This window comes from Phycisphaeraceae bacterium, assembly GCA_019454185.1.
Taxonomy (GTDB): Bacteria; Planctomycetota; Phycisphaerae; order Phycisphaerales; family UBA1924; genus JAHBWV01.
In genome coordinates, this window is the sequence record CP075368.1 from 380,254 (window position 1) to 397,172 (window position 16,919).

Genomic DNA, 16,919 nt, shown 5'->3' on the forward strand with positions numbered 1-16,919 from the left:
CGGCGAGTGTTCACATGCTCGGATTTGACGATCCTTGCCGGAATGTGTCAGGGGCGTCGGTTCTGGTCGCCTCTGGACAACTTCATCCCTTCGCGGATGAATCGGTACATGGCGACGACGATGCCGATGCCGGCACCGATGAGGAGCCAGCGCGGGGCGGTTTTGAACCACCAATCGATGGCCCATCCGAGGGCAGCGCATCCGACGACGCCGTAGACGAAGTCCATGCCGATGGCAAAGACACGCCCGAATTGCATCGCCGACGATCTGGGGATCGGGGTGCCGGGGCGTGAGGGCTGGGAGGGGCCGGGGCGTTTCAGGACATCGGGCAGGGGGGGCGGAGCGAGGGTGTCGGGGTCGATCGGGGGATCGCCATCCGCTTCGAAGTCCTTTGCGGGGCTTTGGTTGTGATCGGGATCGCGGGGCATGGGGGCTTTCAGCCGCCGTTCAGGACGCGGGCGGCGTAGGTCCGTGCGGCCTTGGAGGCGTCTTTGAGTTTCGAGAGGTCGGAGCCGCCACCTTGGGCGGTATCGGGCTTTCCGCCGCCCTTTCCGCCGCAGGCGGCGGCGGTCTCCCTGACCCAGTCACCGGCCTTCAGCCCTCTGTCGATCAGGGGTTTGGGAACAGCGGCGACGATCGAGACCTTGCCTTCCGCCTCGTCGGGAGAGAGGAGGAGGATGGCGACCCGGCCGGCCTTCTGCTGGATGACGTTGACGGCTGCCTGGAGGGCCGCACGGTCGGAGCCGGTCTCGATGGTGGCGATGATGAAATCGTCCATGGACGAGGCGGCTGCTTCGGCGACCTGACGGGCCATCTGCTCGGCTTTTTCGCGGCTTGCGCCTGCGGCGCGCTTCTGGGCGGCTTTCACGCGCTCCTGCAGGTCGGCCAGTCTGGCGCGCAGCGCGTGCTTGCGGGTGAGGGGGATGGTCAACTGGTCGATCTCGTTGCCGATCTCGGTGGCGAGTTTCGGGAGGTCATCGTCGGAGGCGCTTGATGCGCCGGCGATGCGGGATTCGAGATCGTCCGCCGTCTTGATCGCGGCTTCGGCGGGGACGCCGGTGAGGGCCTCGATGCGGCGGATGCCTTTGGCGACACCGGTTTCGGAGACGAGGGCGAAGGCGCCGATCTCGGAGGTGGAGCCGACGTGCGTGCCGCCACAGAACTCGACGGAGAGCTCGCGCCACGCGGGATTGGCGGGGCTTTCGAGGAGGTCGGTGACGGGCTGTCCGATGGAGACGACGCGGACGGGATCGGGGTAGGTCTCGCCGAAGACAGCGCGGAGGCCGTTGATCTGCTTGCTGACGAAGAGGGGAGCGATGTCTGCGTAGACGGTGAGGTTCTGGGCGATCTGGCGTCGGACGGTCTCTTCAACGGCGGCGATGTGCGCTGGCTCGACGGGGCCGTTGTTTGAGAAGTCGAATCGGAAGCGGTCGGGCTCGACCTGGGAGCCCTTCTGATCGACGTGCTCGCCGAGGGCAGCGCGGAGGCCGAAGTTGAGGAGGTGGGTTGCGGTGTGGTTGGATGCGACGGCCTTGCGTCGGTTGTGGTCGAGGTGGAGGATGACATCGTCTCCGACGCGGATCTCTCCCTTGAGGATCATGCCGACGTGGAGGACGTAGCCGCCGAAGGACCTGGCGTCTTCGACGCGGAACTCGCCTCCATCGTGGTTGTCGCGTGCGCTCTCGCGGCTTTCGCGAGAGACGACGATGCGTCCGTGGTCGGCGACCTGGCCTCCCATTTCGGCGTAGAAGGGTGTGCGATCGACGATGATGCCGACGCGTTTGTTGAGGGTGACGCCTGCGGAGACGTGCTGGTCGAAGTTGTGTCCGTTCCAGATGGCGAGAACGCGGGCGCGGACATCGCGTCCGTGGAACTTGTCTGAGTCGTCGGTGGGCACGATGTTCATCTTGCCGAGCCGCGCGACGGCATCGCCGTCGAGGGAGAGCCCGGTCGCGGCGGTCTCTTTCGAGCCGGCGCGGGAGCGTTCCTTCTGCTCGGCCATGAGCTTTTCGTAGCCGGCGATGTCGACCTTCAGGCCCCGTTCTTCGGCCATCTGGAGGGTGAGATCGATGGGGAAGCCGTAGGTGTCGTAGAGCTGGAAGGCGTCGGAGGCGGAGACCTGTTGGTCGGCGGTGCGTGATGCCGCTTCGTCAAAGAGCTTGATGCCTCGGTCGAGCGTGCGTCCGAAGGATTCTTCCTCTTCGAGGATGATGTTCTGGACGCGCTGCGGGTCTTTGCGCAGTTCGGGGAATGCATCGCCGAAATGCTGCACGACGATGGGGACGAGGTTGGCGAAGAAGCCGGGCTTGGCGTTGAGTTTCTGGCGTCCGAAGCGGACAGCGCGGCGGAGGATGCGGCGGAGGACGTACCCCCGGCCTTCGTTGGAGGGCGTTGCGCCGTCGGTGATGGCGAATGTCAGCGTGCGGATGTGGTCGGCGATGACGCGGTAGGCGGTGTCTACGAGGTCGGCATCTTGTGCGCCGAGCTTGCCTCGGTAGGGGCGAGCGTTGGTGGCGAGTTGGATGGCTTCGAAGATGGGGTGGAAGACATCGGTGTCGTAGTTGGAGCGTTTGTTCTGGAGGACTGAGACGAGGCGTTCGAGCCCCATGCCGGTATCGACGTGCTTGGCGGGGAGGGGGCGGAGCGAGCCGTCGGCTTGGCGATCGAACTGGATGAAGACGTTGTTCCAGATCTCGATGACATCGGGGTCGCTGGAGTTGACGAGGTGGGCGGCGTTGCGTTTCTCGAGACCCATGGCGGTGAGGCGATCGACGTGGATCTCTGTGCAGGGGCCGCACGGGCCGGTTTCGCCCATTTCCCAGAAGTTGTCCTTCATGTTGCCGGGGAGGACGTGGTCTGGCGGGAGGACTTTGAGCCAGAGGTTTTTTGTTTCGTCGTCGGGGGGGAGGCCGAGTTTCTCGTTGCCTTCGAAGTAGGTGGCGTAGAGGGCTTCCTTGGGGAGTTTGTAGACCTTGGTGAGGAGTTCCCATGACCATTCGACGGCTTCTTGTTTGAAGTAGTCGCCGAAGGACCAGTTGCCGAGCATCTCGAAGAAGGTGTGGTGGTAGGTGTCTTTGCCGACATCGTCGAGGTCATTGTGCTTGCCGCCTGCGCGGATGCATTTCTGGCTGTTGACGGCGCGCTTGAGTCCGGCGAGGGGGTGACCGGCGGGGACGTTGCCGAGGAAGATCGGCTTGAACTGGTTCATGCCGGCGTTGGTGAAGAGGAGGGTCGGGTCGTCCACGGGGACGCAGGGCGAGGAGGGGGCGAAGCGGTGTCCGGCGTCCGGGGTGCCTGAGAGGCCGCCCTTGGACTTGAAGAACTCGATGAAGGTTGAGCGGACTTCTGCGGCGCGCATGGGAGGTGGGTCCTGGCACTGGTCTTGGGGATTGTGAAGGTTACGGGCGCGAGCCCGTGAGTGGTGCGATGGTAGGTGATTGGGTGGGGATGTGGGTGCTTTGGTTCCGACCGGGGGCGCATCTGGCCGATAACCTGTGCGCGGGCGTGCATGAGCCGCGGGGCGGAGGTGTGCGTCCTGGTGTCCGCTGTGGTGCGGCGCACGGGTAAGAGTTCGGGCGGATGATCGAGAGACGAAGGGGCTTTGAGGTGATGCGTCACTATGACCTGTGCGTGATCGGGAGCGGGCCTGCCGGGCAGAAGGCGGCCATTCAGGCGGCGAAGCTCGGGAAGAAGGTGTGTGTCGTTGAGCGGCACGATATCGGCGGGGTAGCGATCAACACGGGGACGATTCCGTCGAAGGCGCTGCGTGAGGCGATTCTGTGCGCTGTGGGACGAGCGACGCCGGTTCCTGCGATGGGCGACTTCCGCGAGGCGCATGGGCACGTCACGCTGCCGAAGTTGATCGCGTCTTGCCAGCAGGTGATCCGCGCTGAGGTGGAGATTGTGAGGCGGCACTTTGAGCGGAACGGGATCGATTCGATCCAGGGCCAGGGGAGGTTCGTCGATCCGCACACGGTTGAGGTGACGAAGAAGCATTCGGTGGAGCTGATCCACTCGGATTTCGTGATTGTGGCGACGGGGACTCGGCCGGCGCGTGCGCCGGGTGTTGAGTTCGACACGACGGACATCATCACGTCGGACGAGTTGCTCGGGCTCGAGACGCTGCCTCACTCGATGATCGTGGTTGGAGGGGGCGTGATCGGGACGGAGTATGCGTCGATGCTGTGCGCCCTGGGCGTGAAGGTGACGCTGATCGAGGGGCGTGGGAGGTTGCTGGACTTTGTGGATGCGGAGATCACGGAGGCGCTTCAGTACCATCTGAGGCAGGCGGGGGTGACGCTGCGGATGGGCGAGAAGGTGGTGAAGATCCAGCGGATTGCGCCGCCTCCGGGGGCGAGAGCGAGCAATGAGTACATGGTGGAGGCGACGCTCGAGAGCGGGAAGACGCTGCGTGCTGATAGTCTGTTGTACTGCGTGGGGAGGCAGGGGTGTACGGAGGAGTTGGACCTTGAGAAGGCGGGACTGAAGGCGGATGATCGCGGGCGGATCAGGGTCAACGAGCACTTCCAGACGTCGGTCGGGCATATTTATGCTGCGGGGGATGTGATCGGATTCCCCGCGCTCGCTTCGACGAGCATGGAGCAGGGGCGGGTCGCGGCGTGCCACATGTTCGGCGAGCGGTACGAGCAGGTGCACGATCTGCTGCCTTACGGGATCTATGCGATACCTGAGATCTCAATGGTTGGCTGGACCGAGGAGCGGTTGACGAAGGATGAGATCCCGTATGAGAGCGGGGTCGCGCAGTATCGCGAGATCGCGAGGGGGCAGTTGCTGGGTGACGAGATCGGGATGCTGAAGCTCCTGATTCACCAAGAGAGCCACGTGATCCTGGGTGTGCACATCATCGGGACCGGTGCGACGGAGTTGGTGCACATCGGGCAGACGGCGATGGCGTTCAATGCCACGGTGGAGTATCTGGTGAACGCGGTGTTCAACTATCCGACGCTTGCGGAGTGTTACAAGGTCGCGGCGCTGAACGGGCTGAACAAGCTGCGGAGCGTGTGAGCGGGGCGGTGCCGGGAGCGGCTGTGCGCGGAATGGTGCTACGCTGAGCGCATGGCGAAGAAGGCCTCAGGATCTGGTGCGAGCGCGGGGGCTTCGAGGGCCGCTCCGAAGGCGGGCGCGAAGCGTGCGTCGAGAGGGCGTGGTGGGGATGCGGAGCAGGAGCTTGCGGCGATTGTGGTGCCACGTCCGAGGCCGCTGGATGAGTTGATCGGCCAGGAGCGTGCGATCTCGGTGCTTGGGGCGGCGTTCACAACCGGACGGCTGCATCACGCGTGGATTTTTGCAGGCCCGAAGGGTGTGGGGAAGTTCATGGCCGCGCTCGGGTTTGCGGCGGCGGCGTTGGACCCGACGACGCGGGTGGGGGAGGACGGGGTTCCGAGGCCGGATCCGGAGAGCCGCGTGCAGCGGTTGCTGCGGGCGGGGACGCACCCGGACTTTCATGTGATCGTGAAGGAGCTGGCGAAGTTCAGCGAGGACCGCGAGGTCCGCGAGCGGAAGCAGACGACGATCCCGACTGGTGTGACGAAGGAGTACCTGATCGATCCGATCGAGATCTCTGCGACGCTGCACGAGGGCGGGCTTGCGTCGAAGGTGTTCATTGTTGATGAGGCGGAGTTGATGGATCCTCGCGGGCAGAATCAGTTGTTGAAGACGCTGGAAGAGCCGCCCGAGGGCTCGCTGCTGATTCTTGTGACTTCGGTGGAGGAGCGGTTGTTGCCGACGGTTCGGAGCCGCTGCCAGCGGGTGGGCTTCGGGCCTCTTTCTGATGAGGCGTTGTCGGCGTGGATGCGTGGGAGCGAGGAGTTTGCTTCGGCGAGTGCTGGAGTTGATCAGCGGACGATGGAGTGGCTGCTGCGGGTGGCGGATGGATCTCCGGGTGTGCTGATGGGTGGTCTGGCTTGTGGGATGGGAGAGTGGGGGCCGCGGATTCTGCCGATGCTGGAGCGGGTGATGTCGGGTGAGTTTGTGGTCGAACTCGGGCCGGCGATGGCGTCGATTGCGGATGAGATCGCGGCGGCGCATGTGTCGGCGAACCCGAACGCGAGCAAGGAGCAGGCGAACAAGGATGCGGGCCGGTTGGTGCTGAGCGTGGCGGCGGAGGGGCTGCGTTGGCGGGTTCGATCGGTGGAGGGTGGTGCGCAGCGGCTGGAGCGTGTGTGCGATGCGGTGGATGTGATCCGCGAGGCCGACCGCCTGATGGATGCGAACGTGAGCCTCGCGTTCCTGATGGAATCGACGGTGGTGGGGATCACGCGTGCGATGTCGATGTCGCGGTGAGCGGTTGCGACTGGTTCAGCCCTGGGCTGCGAGGGCGGCGTGCTCGGAGGCGGGTGTGCGGCCTGCGGCCTCTCTTTCGGCGCGGACCTTCTGCATGGCCATCTGCCATGTCTCGCGCTCGAACTCGATGAGGCCGAGGACCTTACCGAGGCGCTTGACGTCGCGGGAGAATGAGGCGTCGACGAGTTCGGCGTAGAGGAACGAGTAGAGCGACTGGACACGCTCGACGAGTTCGGGGGCCTGCTCGGGTCGGACACCGGTGAGCAGTTCCATGATGATCGCGCGGCACTGCGAGATGCCGTTGAAGGATCGTTCGTAGTCCTTGGCTTCGAGGCCGTCGATTCCCTGGCGGAGGAAGCGTGCGGCTCCGTCGAGGAGCATCAGGCGGAGCTCCTCGGGGCTTGCGGTCATGACCCTGGTCTTGAGGTAGGCGTTGGCCTGAGTCGAGAGGGTTTGTGTGGCGGTCATGAGGTGCTTATCGGCGGTTGGGGGGGGCGGGTTGAGCGGGAGGGTCTGGTGGTGCGGCGCGTGTTCTGCGCGTTGATACATGAGGTGCGGGATTATCCGAGGAGGCCGATCTGTGAGATCGCGCTCTGCTGGGATTGGAGCTGCGCGATGGCCTGCTCCATGGCGACGAACTGGGCCTGGAGGACCTGCCTGCGTGAGGCGAGCCGAACGTCGATCTCGGCGATGCGTTTGTTCTGGAACTCGATCTGGGTGTCGATGGAGCGTTTGCGGCCGGTGAGGATGCCGCTGACGGAGTCGATGTAGGTGTTTGCGAGGCGTTCGATCTTTCCTGCGAGTCCGAGGACTGTGAACGGTCCCTCGGGGTTCTGGATCTTGACCTTGATGCCGTTGCCGAGGTCTTCGTACTGCTCGGCGTCGCCCTGTGTGTATCCGGCGAGGACCTGCTCGACGGAGGCGGGGTCGGTGGCGAGGGCGTTTCTGAGGCGTTCTTCGTCGAGTTCGAGGCGTGAGCCGGAGCCGACGCGGACGCCGAGATCGGCGAGATCGTCGTATGTGCCGGAGGCACCGATCGCTTTGCTCTGGATGGTGGTGAGGAGACTGCGGCGGAGCGACTGCGAGGTCTGGTCGCCGAGGAGCGCGCCCTTGGTCTTGGTCTCCTGGTTGTACTTGCTCTGATCGTCGATTCGCGTGAGGACGGTGTTGAACGCGTCGATGAAGGCGCGGATCTCCGTGACGATGGAGTCGGTGTTCTGCGAGACGGAGATGCGGACCGGGTTCTCGGAGACGCCGACGGCGTCGATCGTGAGCCCGGTGACGACGTTCGAGAAGGTGTTGCTGGAGCTGGTGAGGAGCAGGCCGCTGGCGGCGTTGGAGCCGCCGAAGATGATGCGGGCGTCGCTGCCTTTGTCGATGGTGCTGAGTCCGAGGTCGAGGGTTCCGCTGTCGAAGAGGACGCGGCCTGCGCTGCCGCTGGTCTTTGAGGTGAGCGAGAGTCGGAAGGGCTTTGAGCCGGTGCCGTCGTTGACGATCGACGCGGCGAGCTGGATGCCTGCGGAGTTGATCTTGTTGGCGACATCCTGGAGGGTGTCGTCGGCGTCGATCTCGACGGTGCGCTCGTATGAGCCGTCGATCTTGTTCTCCGGGCCGACGTCCTTGGCTTCGCCGGCGATGCGGAGTGCGGCGGCAACGCCGCCGGAGCGGTCGGTGATCTTGATCTTGGAGGATCCCGGTGTTTGTCCGTCGGGGATGTTCTCGTAGATCTCGATGCCGTCGCCGTTTGCGTTGATGCGTGCGCGGACGCGGAGGCCTGCGCCGGATGCGCTTGAGTTGATCTCGGCGATGAGTTGGCCGACGTTCTTGGTGTCGGTGCCGATGTCGATGTCTACGGTGCCGCCGGTGGAGTCGCGGATCTCGAAGACGCCGGTGCCGATGCCCTTGCCCTGGTTGAGCGTGGAGACGAGTGTGGAGGCGGTGACGTAGGCGTGCTGGAGGTTCTTGCCAGAGACGGTTGCGGCGCTTGTGCCTGTGGTGTCGATGCCGAGCGAGGTCGCGGCTGCGCCGGAGATGATGAGTTGGCTGCTGCCTGTGGTGTTGTCCTTGATCTGGAGCCCGGTGCCCGAGGCGTTCATGGTGACGGAGACCTTGGGTCCTCCGCCGGCGAGCGTGCCCGAGGCGTTCTGGATCGCGGAGATGATGTCGTCGATGGTGCTGTCGGCGGCGAGGGTGAGGTTGAATGTCGAGCCGTCGCGGAGGGTGAAATCGATTGCTCCGTCGGAGCCGAGTCCGGAGCCGCCGTTGATGTTGCGGGTGAGCGTGCTGTTCATGCCGGCGAGGACGCGCGAGCCGGTGAGCGTGCCTGTGGCGGGCGAGGGGGTGAGGATGCCGAGGTCTTTGGCGGTGGAGCCGGAGCCGGTCTCGGTGATTGCGATCGTGCGTGTGCCCTGGTCGTCGATGATCTGGAGGCGTGAGCCGTCCGGCGCGATCGAGGCCTGGATATCAGCGAATCCGGCGGCGGCGAGGGCCTCGTTGATTCGTGTGAGGACCTGGCCGACGGTGGAGGCGGCGCCTTCGGTCTGTGTGCCTCCGGAGTTGTACTTTGGTCCGATGTTCACCTGGACGTTTGTGGAGCCGTCGATGGTGATCCGGAAGTCTGAGCGTGCGGCACCGATCGCGTCCGAGATGAAGACGCCGTTGCCGTCGTTGAGCGAGCCGAGTGCGGTGTCTTCGCCGATCGAGTAGACGATTGCACCCGCGATGCTGCCGGTTCCTGTGCCCGCGATGCCGAGACTGGTTGCGGTTGTGGAGCCGACGGCGTCGGCGACGGTGATTGAGCCGCCGGCCTTGTCGGAGATGACGAATCTGCCGCCCTCGACGCGAGCGGTGACTGCGAGCCCGCTTGCGCCGTTGATCGCGTCGAGGACTTCGGAGACTGTGCCGGCGGTAGAGAGATCGATTGTCTGTGTGCCGCCGACGGAGTCGGTGACGACGATTTTGCCTCTTGTGACACCGTTGCCGCCGTTGAGATCGGCGAGCGCGGTGTCGCGCACAAGGCCGCCGGCGGCGGTCTCGAAGGTGAGGGTTGTGGCGCCGACGGACGTTGAGTCCTTGTTGGCGAATCCCTTTGAGAGCATCTGCTGCGTGCTCACGAGCCGATCGACGATGAACTGATAGGTTCCCTGTGCGGCCGAGTTGGAGGCGGTCGCCTTGAGCACGGAGCCATCGCTGGTGGTGGCCTGTTTGCTCTGGAGTGTCTTGGCGGTGCGGAACTTGTTGGCGATGGTCTTGAGTGCGCTCAGACGAGAGTTGAGGTCGAGGTAGGCGGTCTGCTGGAGCTGCAACCCGAAGACGCGCGACTGCGCGAACTGCTTGGGCTTGGCCTCGATGCTGAGCATCTGGTTGATGAGTGAGCCGGTGTTGATGCCGCTGATGAGTCCAACGCCGGTGGATATGCCTGACATGGCGATCCCTCCTGGTCAGGGAACTGGCAAGCGGAGCGCCAGGCCTTCACTGGGCCTTGAATCGGCGTTCCGATACCCTTATCTCCATGCCTCGCGGCGAGTTGGCTCGAAGTGCGTGAGGTGGGAAGCGGTGCGCTTCTCAAGGCACAATTTGCGCGTCGGGGCTTGGAGATTCGGGAGAGGGGCTGTCGCACACCGTGTGCCAGGGCGTGAGAAGTGCGAACACAACGCGAGCGCGCCCGTACTGAAGGCCGATAGCATCTGGGGGATGGAGCGTGTGACCAGATTATGAATGAGCCGATGTTGCCAGTTGATCCGCCTCCGATGCCGCGTGCCTTGCGGGGCGTTGTGCTTGTCGGGAGCGCCGGGGTTCTGTTGAGCGCGGCGGCTGGTGTCTATGTGACGCTGAGCGCGGATCCATCCCCACAGTGGGGGACATTTGGATACGAGGTCGTGATCGCGGCCTCTGCGGTGTTCGGCGTGTTGCTCGGCCTCGGTCGATATCGTGCCGGGAGCGGGCTTTGTGCTGGTCTTGTTGCGTTGGCTTGGTTTGTGGGTACGGGGATGGGGCGGTTGCCATTTCACTCTTCACCACGGGGTGTGGTGACTGATCCGTGGTTTGTGGGGCGTGCGGCGGCGGCGGCGATGGTTGCCGGCTCCGGGGCGTTGGCCGTCTTGGCGCGTGATGCGAGGGCTTGGAGGCGTTTGATCGTCGGCGGGATGCTGCTGGCACCGGTGGGTGCGTTTGTTGTGTACTGGTTCGGGATGGGGGGCGGGTGGCTTGGGAGCACTCAGACCGGTGCCGCCGAGGTGATCAAGAATTGTGTGCTGTTCGTGGTCGTGCTTGTGCTCGGGGGGCTGTTCTGTTTCGGGGCTGATGCGGTGATACGGGCGTTCGGTTACGGCGTTCCGGCCGGGCAGCCGGGCGCGCCGGAGTCGGCCACAGCGAAAGGCGCGGATCGCGTCTCCGAATGATCGGGCATCATGCTCGAGATCTGGATTTTCACGCTCGTTCTCGCGTTCGCCTTTGTTGTGATCGCGTTTCTTGCCGTTCGCGGCCACTTTCGACGTCAGAAGAAGTCGAGTGAGCTGACGACGACGCATATCCGGATGATCACGGAGCGGGTGCGCCCTGTGGGTCGTCTGGTGGGTCTTGAGGTGTGCGCGAAAGAGATCGTGACCGCGACTGCGGGGATCGGCTGGCTGCCGCCTTTGCTGGTGAGTCAGGCGAAGATCGCGATGATCTTCCACTTTGAGAAGCAGTACGGGGTGGATCTTTCGAGTCTGGGGCCGGATCGGGTTCGGGAGCGGCGTGATGGATCGGTTGAGGTTTGCCTGCCGCCGGTCGAGGGGATGTTGCGTCTGCTGGATGTGACGCCGTATGACATTCAGGACGGGCGTGTGTTCGGGCTTGTGGATGTTGTGCCGATGAATGCGGCCCGGCAGACCGCGCTGATGCAGCAGGCGCAGGAGCAGGCGGGGCTTTTGTTCAGGCAGTCGGACGCGAGGTATGTGGAGCAGGCGAGGCGGAGCATTGAGCGTCAGCTTGAGGCGATCCTTGCGCTCGGTGGGCGTCGGCTTGTGATTGTGTGGGACGAGCGCGAGGCGGAGGCGCGTCAGCCGTCGGTTCACGACGCGGACTCAGCGGCTGGCGATGTCGCGCGTGTTCCGGCGTGAGTGGGTGGTTGATCAGCGCTTGGGGCGGAGCATGAGGGTTTGGCCCCGGTAGCCGTCGGGCGTGGGGCGGAGTTCGGTGACGGTGTCGCCGATGTGCTCGGTGATGAGTTCGGGAGGCGGGAGGAGGCGAGCCCAGTCGCGCTGGGTAGAGCCGCGGGCTTCGCGGATCTGCTGCTTGAACTCTTCGTCGATGTCGAGTGCATCGAGTTGGGCATCGGCGATCTTGTCCTGGTTCTGCAAGGACCAAATCGTGTACCGGATTGCTCTCTCTGTGTCCTGGTACTGGTTGAGGACGGCGTCGCCACGGAGCATGGTGACGGCGGATTTGAACTCCGGCTGGGCGTTGAGTTGATCATCGCCGGGCGCGCTGAGGCGGCGGAGGGCGTCTTCGACATCTGAGGTCTGGCCGATGAAGAGCCACTCGGGCGAGATGCCTCCTGTGATGCCGAACATGTCCTGCTCGAAGATCTGGGTTCCCTGGAACTCTCTCACCTGGAGGCCGATCTGTGCGCCGAAGGCGGTGACGAGGTTGGTGAAGACGAGCGAGTCGGTGATGCGGATGGCGAAGAGGGCTTTCTGGCTATCCGGGCTGAGTGGCTGGGTGATTGTCTGTGCGATGTAGATGTCGGAACCGAGTGCCTCGATGATGGGGAGCGCGATGGGCTCGGCCTGTGCGAGTGCCATGCGGGCTTGTTCACGGGCATCTTCTGGGAGGGTCTCGATGACGCCTCGCGCGATGGCGGGGATGCGCGAGAAATCGACGACGATCTGCGAGATGGCGGAGACGTCAGCGGAGACGAATGAGGGGTTCTGGAATGCGGGTGTGCCGCGTGAGAGGAGGGAGAGGATTCCCTTTTTCTCGGGGACAAGGATGCCGCTGGTTGCCTCGGCCATTGCGGCGGGGGTGTCGAGGCGGATGCCGAAGCTCGTGGACTGGATCGAGAGGAGGCCGAGGGCGTCGAACATGATGGACATGTCGGGCGCGGTCTCGTCCCACTCGCGCTGCTGTGCGGTGGTGTTGGCGGCGAAGAGTTTCAAGGCATCTCCGGCGCGGAAGAAGACGGTGGCTCCGGCATCGGCGGGGTGCTGGGCGAGACTCTTGATGTAGATGGTGTCTTCCGCGATGGAGGGCCTGCCGGCGTCGGCGGCGCGATCGATCGCAGCTTGAACGGAATCGAGCGAGTCGCCTGCGAGATAGGTTGAGCCGAGGCGGACGATGTGGATGGAGTATGCGCCGGATTCGGACTCGAAGGGCATCATCATGCCGACGCCGGGGAAATCGAAGTCTTCGAATTCGTCGTCGTTCGCGTCGTCGGCTTCGGCCTCGCGGATGATGGAGGTGATGGTGTGCCCGCCGTGCGGGGTCTGGCGGATCTCTGCGCCGTGCTTGTCGGAGGCGAAATCGCAGACTTTCTCGATCAGGTCGGCGAACTTGTCGGCATCGTCGCCGAAATCGGCGAGGAAGATGGCGTCGATATCGAGGTCGCCTTCGAGCGTGTTGATCTGTGAGGCGACGGCGTCGAGGGATTGGGTGAAGAACATGGCCATGCCGATGCTGCCGCTGGGGTAGACCATGTCGTCTTTGGTGACGCCGAGTTCCTGGAGCATCTCGTCGAATCCGGATGCGGCGTCCTTTGCGAGATCCTTGACGAGGGCCTGGACCTCGTTGGTGGCCCAGAGCGTCTTCATTCCGGTGCGATCGAACTGGGCCTTGAGTGCTGACCAGTCTTTGACGGAGACGACGAGCATCGACTCGGAGGGCGCGACATCGGCGATGACGGGATCTGCGGCGTGGCAGAGGCCGGCGAGGAGCGTGAGAGAAGCGGCGGAGAGCAGGGCGGTCATGGAGGGGCGGCGCATCGGGTACTCCTGGTCTGCGCCTGGTTGCACGTGTCGGCGCGGATGGGGTCGGGTGTGTGGCGGGGGTTGCGGGCTGGGGTTGCGGCGGGCGTGATCAGCGGTTGCCGGCGGTGCTGTCGTCGAGTCCGGGCGTCGGCCCGAAGTTTGTGCGAGCCGGGGGCGGGGCGTAGGAGAAGCCGGAGTTCGGATTCTCTTTGTCGTACGCGAACGCGTCGCGGTTGCGGATGAAATCGATGACGTAGCGAGCGGGAATGGCGAAGTTGAGCCCTTCGCCGAAGGGGATGCCCATGTTGGTGACGCCGATGACCTCTCCGCGGTCGTTGAAGAGGGGTCCGCCGGAGTTGCCGGGGTTGATCTGTGTGTCGGTCTGGATGAAGGTGAGCCCCTCGAAGCTTCGCTGGGTCGTGGAGATGACGCCGCGGGAGAGGGTTCGCTCGAGGCCGAGCGGGTTGCCGATGGCGAAGACGGACTGCCCGGCGGCGAGTTCTTCACGCGACTGGATGTAGACGTGCTTGAAGGGCTTGCCGTCGGGGTGCTTCATTTTGATGAGGGCGAGGTCGGTGTGGTTGTTGACGGCGATGATCTCGACATCTTCGACGAGGATGCGGCGGAGTTCTTTCTCGCCTTTTTCCCAGACGGTGCACTTGAGGCGGGATTCTTTCTGGATGACGTGGGCGTTCGTGATCGCGTAGCCGTCGGGGCTGATGATGAAGCCGGAGCCGAGGCCGGAGGGGGTTGAGACCTTGATGACGGCGTCGCCGAAGCGTTCGGCCTGCTCGCGCGGGGCGCGTTCGGGGAGGTCGAGGGCGACGTGGTAGAGGTCTTTGGCGGATGCCTCGGTCGCGAGTTCGTCGCGGCGAGCGCGGACGATCGAATCGATGCGAGAGCGGGGGATCTCTACGACGGAGTGGCCGAGATCGAGCCAGATCGTCTCGGCGGTTTCCTTGAGGATCGGGGCGGTGATGGAGCGTCCGTCGGTGAGGACGAGCGTGTCGCCGACGAGCCCGTCTTTGCCGGGTTGGTCGGCGGCGAAGGCGGGAGGCGAGGCGAGTGCGGCGGCGAGGGTGAATGCCGCGAGAAGCGTGGGAAGAGAGGGCGTCCGTTGCATCAGTGCGTTCTCCCGATTGGTCGCGGCTCGTTGGCTGAGCCACTACAGTGTATCGTGCGTGCGGGCCCTTCGGTTCGCACTTTGGTCCCGCCCGCAAAAGGGAGGCAGCATGGGTTCGAGCGTACACCGTGCCAACGGATGGAGATCTGGTTCAGTGCAGGTGCGCGTGCTGGCTGCATCGGTAGCGGTGCTGCAGGCGGGCGTTGTGTGCAGCGGGCAACCGAGCGAGCCGATCGCGTCGTACTTCGGGTTCGATGCGCACCGGATCATCGTTGTCGGGAACGGGTGCGGGCCGGTGACGGTCGCGGACTTCAACGGCGATGGGCGGCCGGATATCGCGGTGGTGAACAACGGCAAGAGCCGGATCGAGATCCACTACCTTCGTGCGACCGAGCGGAGCGTGGACGAGGCATCGCGGGCGTATCGCGTGAACGAGTTGCCTCCGAATCCGTGGTATGACTCGGTCAACATCAGTGTGTCGAACCGTGTCGGCGCGATTCGCGCGTTCGATGTGGACCGCGACGGTCGGATCGACCTGGTGTGTGCCGGGTCTTCACCGGCGGAGTTGTTTGTGCTTCGGCAGAATGACAAGGGGGAGTTCGAGATCGGGAACAGGAGAAGGGTTCGGGACCTGACGTCGAGCCAGTCTGCGCTGGTGATTGCGGATGTGGTGGGCAACGCGGATCCTGAGGTGATCGCGGTCGCCGGGGGGCGTGTGCAGGTCTTCCCGCTTTCGGCGCAGGGTGTGCTGGGCAACCCGATTGAGATGGGATCTTCGGGGCAGATTGTCGCGGTCTTTGCGGAGGACTTTGACGGGGACGGACGGATGGATGTGCTTGCGGCCGCGCCGGACGATGCGTCGCCGCTGCGGCTGTGGCTGCAGACCGAGGATCCTCGGCCTGCGGCGGGCGCGAGGGGGAGCAAGCAGGGGTTGCTGCCTTCGGAGCTGCGGTTTGAGATGCCGCCGTTGACGGAGGTTCAGCCGGTGAGGATTCCCGGGCGTGCGGGCGCGTCGATCGCGGTGATCGAGCGTGCATCGCGGCGGGTGGTGCTGTACGACGTGACGGCTTCGGATATCGCAGAGCGTTCAAACGATGCGAGCGCGGAGCGGTCGTTGCAGGCGGCGGTCGGTGGCTTTGTGGATGGCGCGTCCAAGGGGCGGTCGGTGGCGATCGCGGATCTGAACGGGGATGGGCGGCTGGACATGCTGGCGACGGACTTTCGGGGGAATGCGATCGCGTTGCATGTGCAGGAGGGCGGTGTCGGCATGACTCCGGGGCGTCGCCAGCCGACGCTGAAGAATCCGAAGTCGATCGCGGTCGGATCGTGGGACGGCGCGGGCGCGCCGGAGGTGTTCGTTCTGTCTGAGGATGAGAAGACGGTGGGGGTCTCGCGATTCGATGCTGAGAGCGGAGGGATCGGCTTCCCTTCGCCGATCACGCTCGCGACGCCGGGATCGACGCCGCTGGCGATCGGGTATGCGGATCTCGGCTCGAGCGGTTCGCCCCGCCCGACGCTGGGTGTGATCGTGAAGGACAAGCGGGACCATGTGCTTGAGTTGCATCGTCCTTCGGGCGAGCCGATCTCGCTGGCGTTGAAGGGTGTGACTCGGCCGCCCCAGACGATCACGGCGGTTGATGCGGATCGTGACGGGCAGATGGATCTCCTGCTGCTGACGCCGGGCGAGCCCTTGATGATGGTTCGGAACGCGGGGGCGGAGCGTGCGGACGAGATGCAGCTGCTGACCAAGGACGAGATGAAGCAGTTCGGTCTGATCCAGGCGGCGGGGCCGGACAACACGGCCCTTCTGGACATGAACGGGGACGGCAGCATCGAGTTGATCATCGCGGATCAGAACTTCGTGCGGGGTTGCGTGTACGACGCTGCCAGCGGGTGGCGCGTGGTGAAGCAGGTGAACGTACCGGACTCGGGCGCGGCGGCGACGTCGCTCGTCGGGGCGTCGATTCTCGGAAGCGGTGCAGAGGCGTCGATCGTGGTCTCTGACCGAGCCGGAGGGCGTCTATTGCGTCTGGCCAGGTCTGGCGAGACGTGGGAGATCGCGGACAACATCCGTGTGCTGGGCTTCCCGGTTGGTCCGATCTGGGCGGGCGCGTTCGGAGGAGATGGGCGTCCGGGGATTCTGGCGGTTGCTGAGGATGGGTACGCGCTGGTTGCGTTGCAGGGATCGCGGCCCGCGCTCGAGCAGGTGTCGGTGTTCCGCGCCGATAGCGAGACACGGCTTGAGCATGACATTGAGGTTGGTGATGTGAACGGGGACGGGTTCACCGATCTTGTGGTGCTGGATGCGCGGGAGCAGATGTGCATGATCCTGTCGCTGACGGCGTCGAGGCGGATCGTGCCCGCGACCGAGTTCAAGGTCTTCGAGTCCAGGTTGTTCATGCGGGGTGATGGGCGTCAGTACGAGCCGTCGGCCTCATGGGTCGGCGACCTGACGGGTGATGGTGCCCACGACATCATGCTGACGGTGCATGATCGGCTGTTGATCTACCCGCAGATGCGGCGCAGGTGAGGTGAGGCGGGACCTG

Annotated in this window: 11 protein-coding genes; 5 read left to right on the forward strand and 6 right to left on the reverse strand. The window is 64.6% G+C overall.

Annotated elements, in window-relative coordinates:
* Positions 1-47: 47 nt before the first annotated feature.
* Together KF838_01590 and alaS are read right to left on the reverse strand one after the other, a co-directional pair.
* On the reverse strand, positions 48-428 hold the full coding sequence (locus tag KF838_01590; GenBank protein QYK48559.1) for an AtpZ/AtpI family protein: 381 nt from the start codon (positions 426-428) through the stop codon (positions 48-50).
* A gap of 8 nt (positions 429-436) precedes the next feature.
* Positions 437-3,358, reverse strand: a complete 2,922-nt coding sequence (gene alaS / locus KF838_01595; GenBank protein QYK48560.1) for an alanine--tRNA ligase — start codon at positions 3,356-3,358, stop codon at positions 437-439.
* Between the two features lie 251 nt (positions 3,359-3,609).
* Between alaS and sthA the strand changes: the two genes are divergently transcribed.
* Positions 3,610-5,025: a Si-specific NAD(P)(+) transhydrogenase gene (gene sthA / locus KF838_01600; GenBank protein QYK49802.1), complete on the forward strand. Its 1,416-nt coding sequence runs from the start codon at positions 3,610-3,612 to the stop codon at positions 5,023-5,025.
* Positions 5,026-5,076: 51 nt separating this feature from the next.
* Positions 5,077-6,303: a hypothetical protein gene (locus KF838_01605; protein QYK48561.1), complete on the forward strand. Its 1,227-nt coding sequence runs from the start codon at positions 5,077-5,079 to the stop codon at positions 6,301-6,303.
* Positions 6,304-6,318: 15 nt separating this feature from the next.
* Here the strand turns inward: KF838_01605 and fliS are convergent, their stop codons facing one another.
* Both fliS and fliD read right to left on the reverse strand, forming a co-directional pair.
* Positions 6,319-6,771, reverse strand: coding sequence for a flagellar export chaperone FliS (gene fliS / locus KF838_01610; protein QYK48562.1), 453 nt, complete (start codon positions 6,769-6,771; stop codon positions 6,319-6,321).
* A 92-nt stretch (positions 6,772-6,863) separates the two neighbouring features.
* Entirely contained in the window at positions 6,864-9,728 is a 2,865-nt protein-coding gene (gene fliD, locus KF838_01615) for a flagellar filament capping protein FliD (GenBank protein QYK48563.1), read from the reverse strand.
* A 288-nt stretch (positions 9,729-10,016) separates the two neighbouring features.
* On the opposite strand from fliD, the gene KF838_01620 reads away from it, so the two are divergent.
* Positions 10,017-10,703 (forward strand): hypothetical protein, encoded by a 687-nt coding sequence (locus KF838_01620; GenBank protein ID QYK48564.1) that lies wholly within the window; start codon positions 10,017-10,019, stop codon positions 10,701-10,703.
* 9 nt (positions 10,704-10,712) lie between these two features.
* Complete coding sequence (locus tag KF838_01625) at positions 10,713-11,405, forward strand: DUF4230 domain-containing protein (GenBank protein ID QYK48565.1); 693 nt, start codon at positions 10,713-10,715, stop codon at positions 11,403-11,405.
* 12 nt (positions 11,406-11,417) lie between these two features.
* On the opposite strand, the gene KF838_01630 is transcribed toward KF838_01625, so the two are convergent.
* Together KF838_01630 and KF838_01635 are read right to left on the reverse strand one after the other, a co-directional pair.
* Positions 11,418-13,265: a hypothetical protein gene (locus tag KF838_01630; GenBank protein ID QYK48566.1), complete on the reverse strand. Its 1,848-nt coding sequence runs from the start codon at positions 13,263-13,265 to the stop codon at positions 11,418-11,420.
* 94 nt (positions 13,266-13,359) lie between these two features.
* Positions 13,360-14,373, reverse strand: a complete 1,014-nt coding sequence (locus KF838_01635; protein ID QYK48567.1) for a trypsin-like peptidase domain-containing protein — start codon at positions 14,371-14,373, stop codon at positions 13,360-13,362.
* Between the two features lie 109 nt (positions 14,374-14,482).
* Here KF838_01635 and KF838_01640 point away from each other — a divergent pair, with 109 nt between their 5' ends.
* On the forward strand, positions 14,483-16,903 hold the full coding sequence (locus KF838_01640) for a VCBS repeat-containing protein (GenBank protein QYK48568.1): 2,421 nt from the start codon (positions 14,483-14,485) through the stop codon (positions 16,901-16,903).
* Positions 16,904-16,919 lie beyond the last annotated feature (16 nt).

What these genes read in the sequence shown, in the direction of transcription:
- KF838_01620 (QYK48564.1), top strand. Translation starts at nt 10,017, where the DNA reads ATGAATGAGCCGATGTTGCCAGTTGATCCGCCTCCGATGCCGCGTGCC.
- KF838_01630 (QYK48566.1), bottom strand. Translation starts at nt 13,265, where the DNA reads ATGCGCCGCCCCTCCATGACCGCCCTGCTCTCCGCCGCTTCTCTCACG.
- KF838_01640 (QYK48568.1), top strand. Translation starts at nt 14,483, where the DNA reads ATGGGTTCGAGCGTACACCGTGCCAACGGATGGAGATCTGGTTCAGTG.
- fliD (QYK48563.1), bottom strand. Translation starts at nt 9,728, where the DNA reads ATGTCAGGCATATCCACCGGCGTTGGACTCATCAGCGGCATCAACACC.
- KF838_01635 (QYK48567.1), bottom strand. Translation starts at nt 14,373, where the DNA reads ATGCAACGGACGCCCTCTCTTCCCACGCTTCTCGCGGCATTCACCCTC.
- sthA (QYK49802.1), top strand. Translation starts at nt 3,610, where the DNA reads ATGCGTCACTATGACCTGTGCGTGATCGGGAGCGGGCCTGCCGGGCAG.
- alaS (QYK48560.1), bottom strand. Translation starts at nt 3,358, where the DNA reads ATGCGCGCCGCAGAAGTCCGCTCAACCTTCATCGAGTTCTTCAAGTCC.
- KF838_01590 (QYK48559.1), bottom strand. Translation starts at nt 428, where the DNA reads ATGCCCCGCGATCCCGATCACAACCAAAGCCCCGCAAAGGACTTCGAA.
- KF838_01625 (QYK48565.1), top strand. Translation starts at nt 10,713, where the DNA reads ATGCTCGAGATCTGGATTTTCACGCTCGTTCTCGCGTTCGCCTTTGTT.
- fliS (QYK48562.1), bottom strand. Translation starts at nt 6,771, where the DNA reads ATGACCGCCACACAAACCCTCTCGACTCAGGCCAACGCCTACCTCAAG.
- KF838_01605 (QYK48561.1), top strand. Translation starts at nt 5,077, where the DNA reads ATGGCGAAGAAGGCCTCAGGATCTGGTGCGAGCGCGGGGGCTTCGAGG.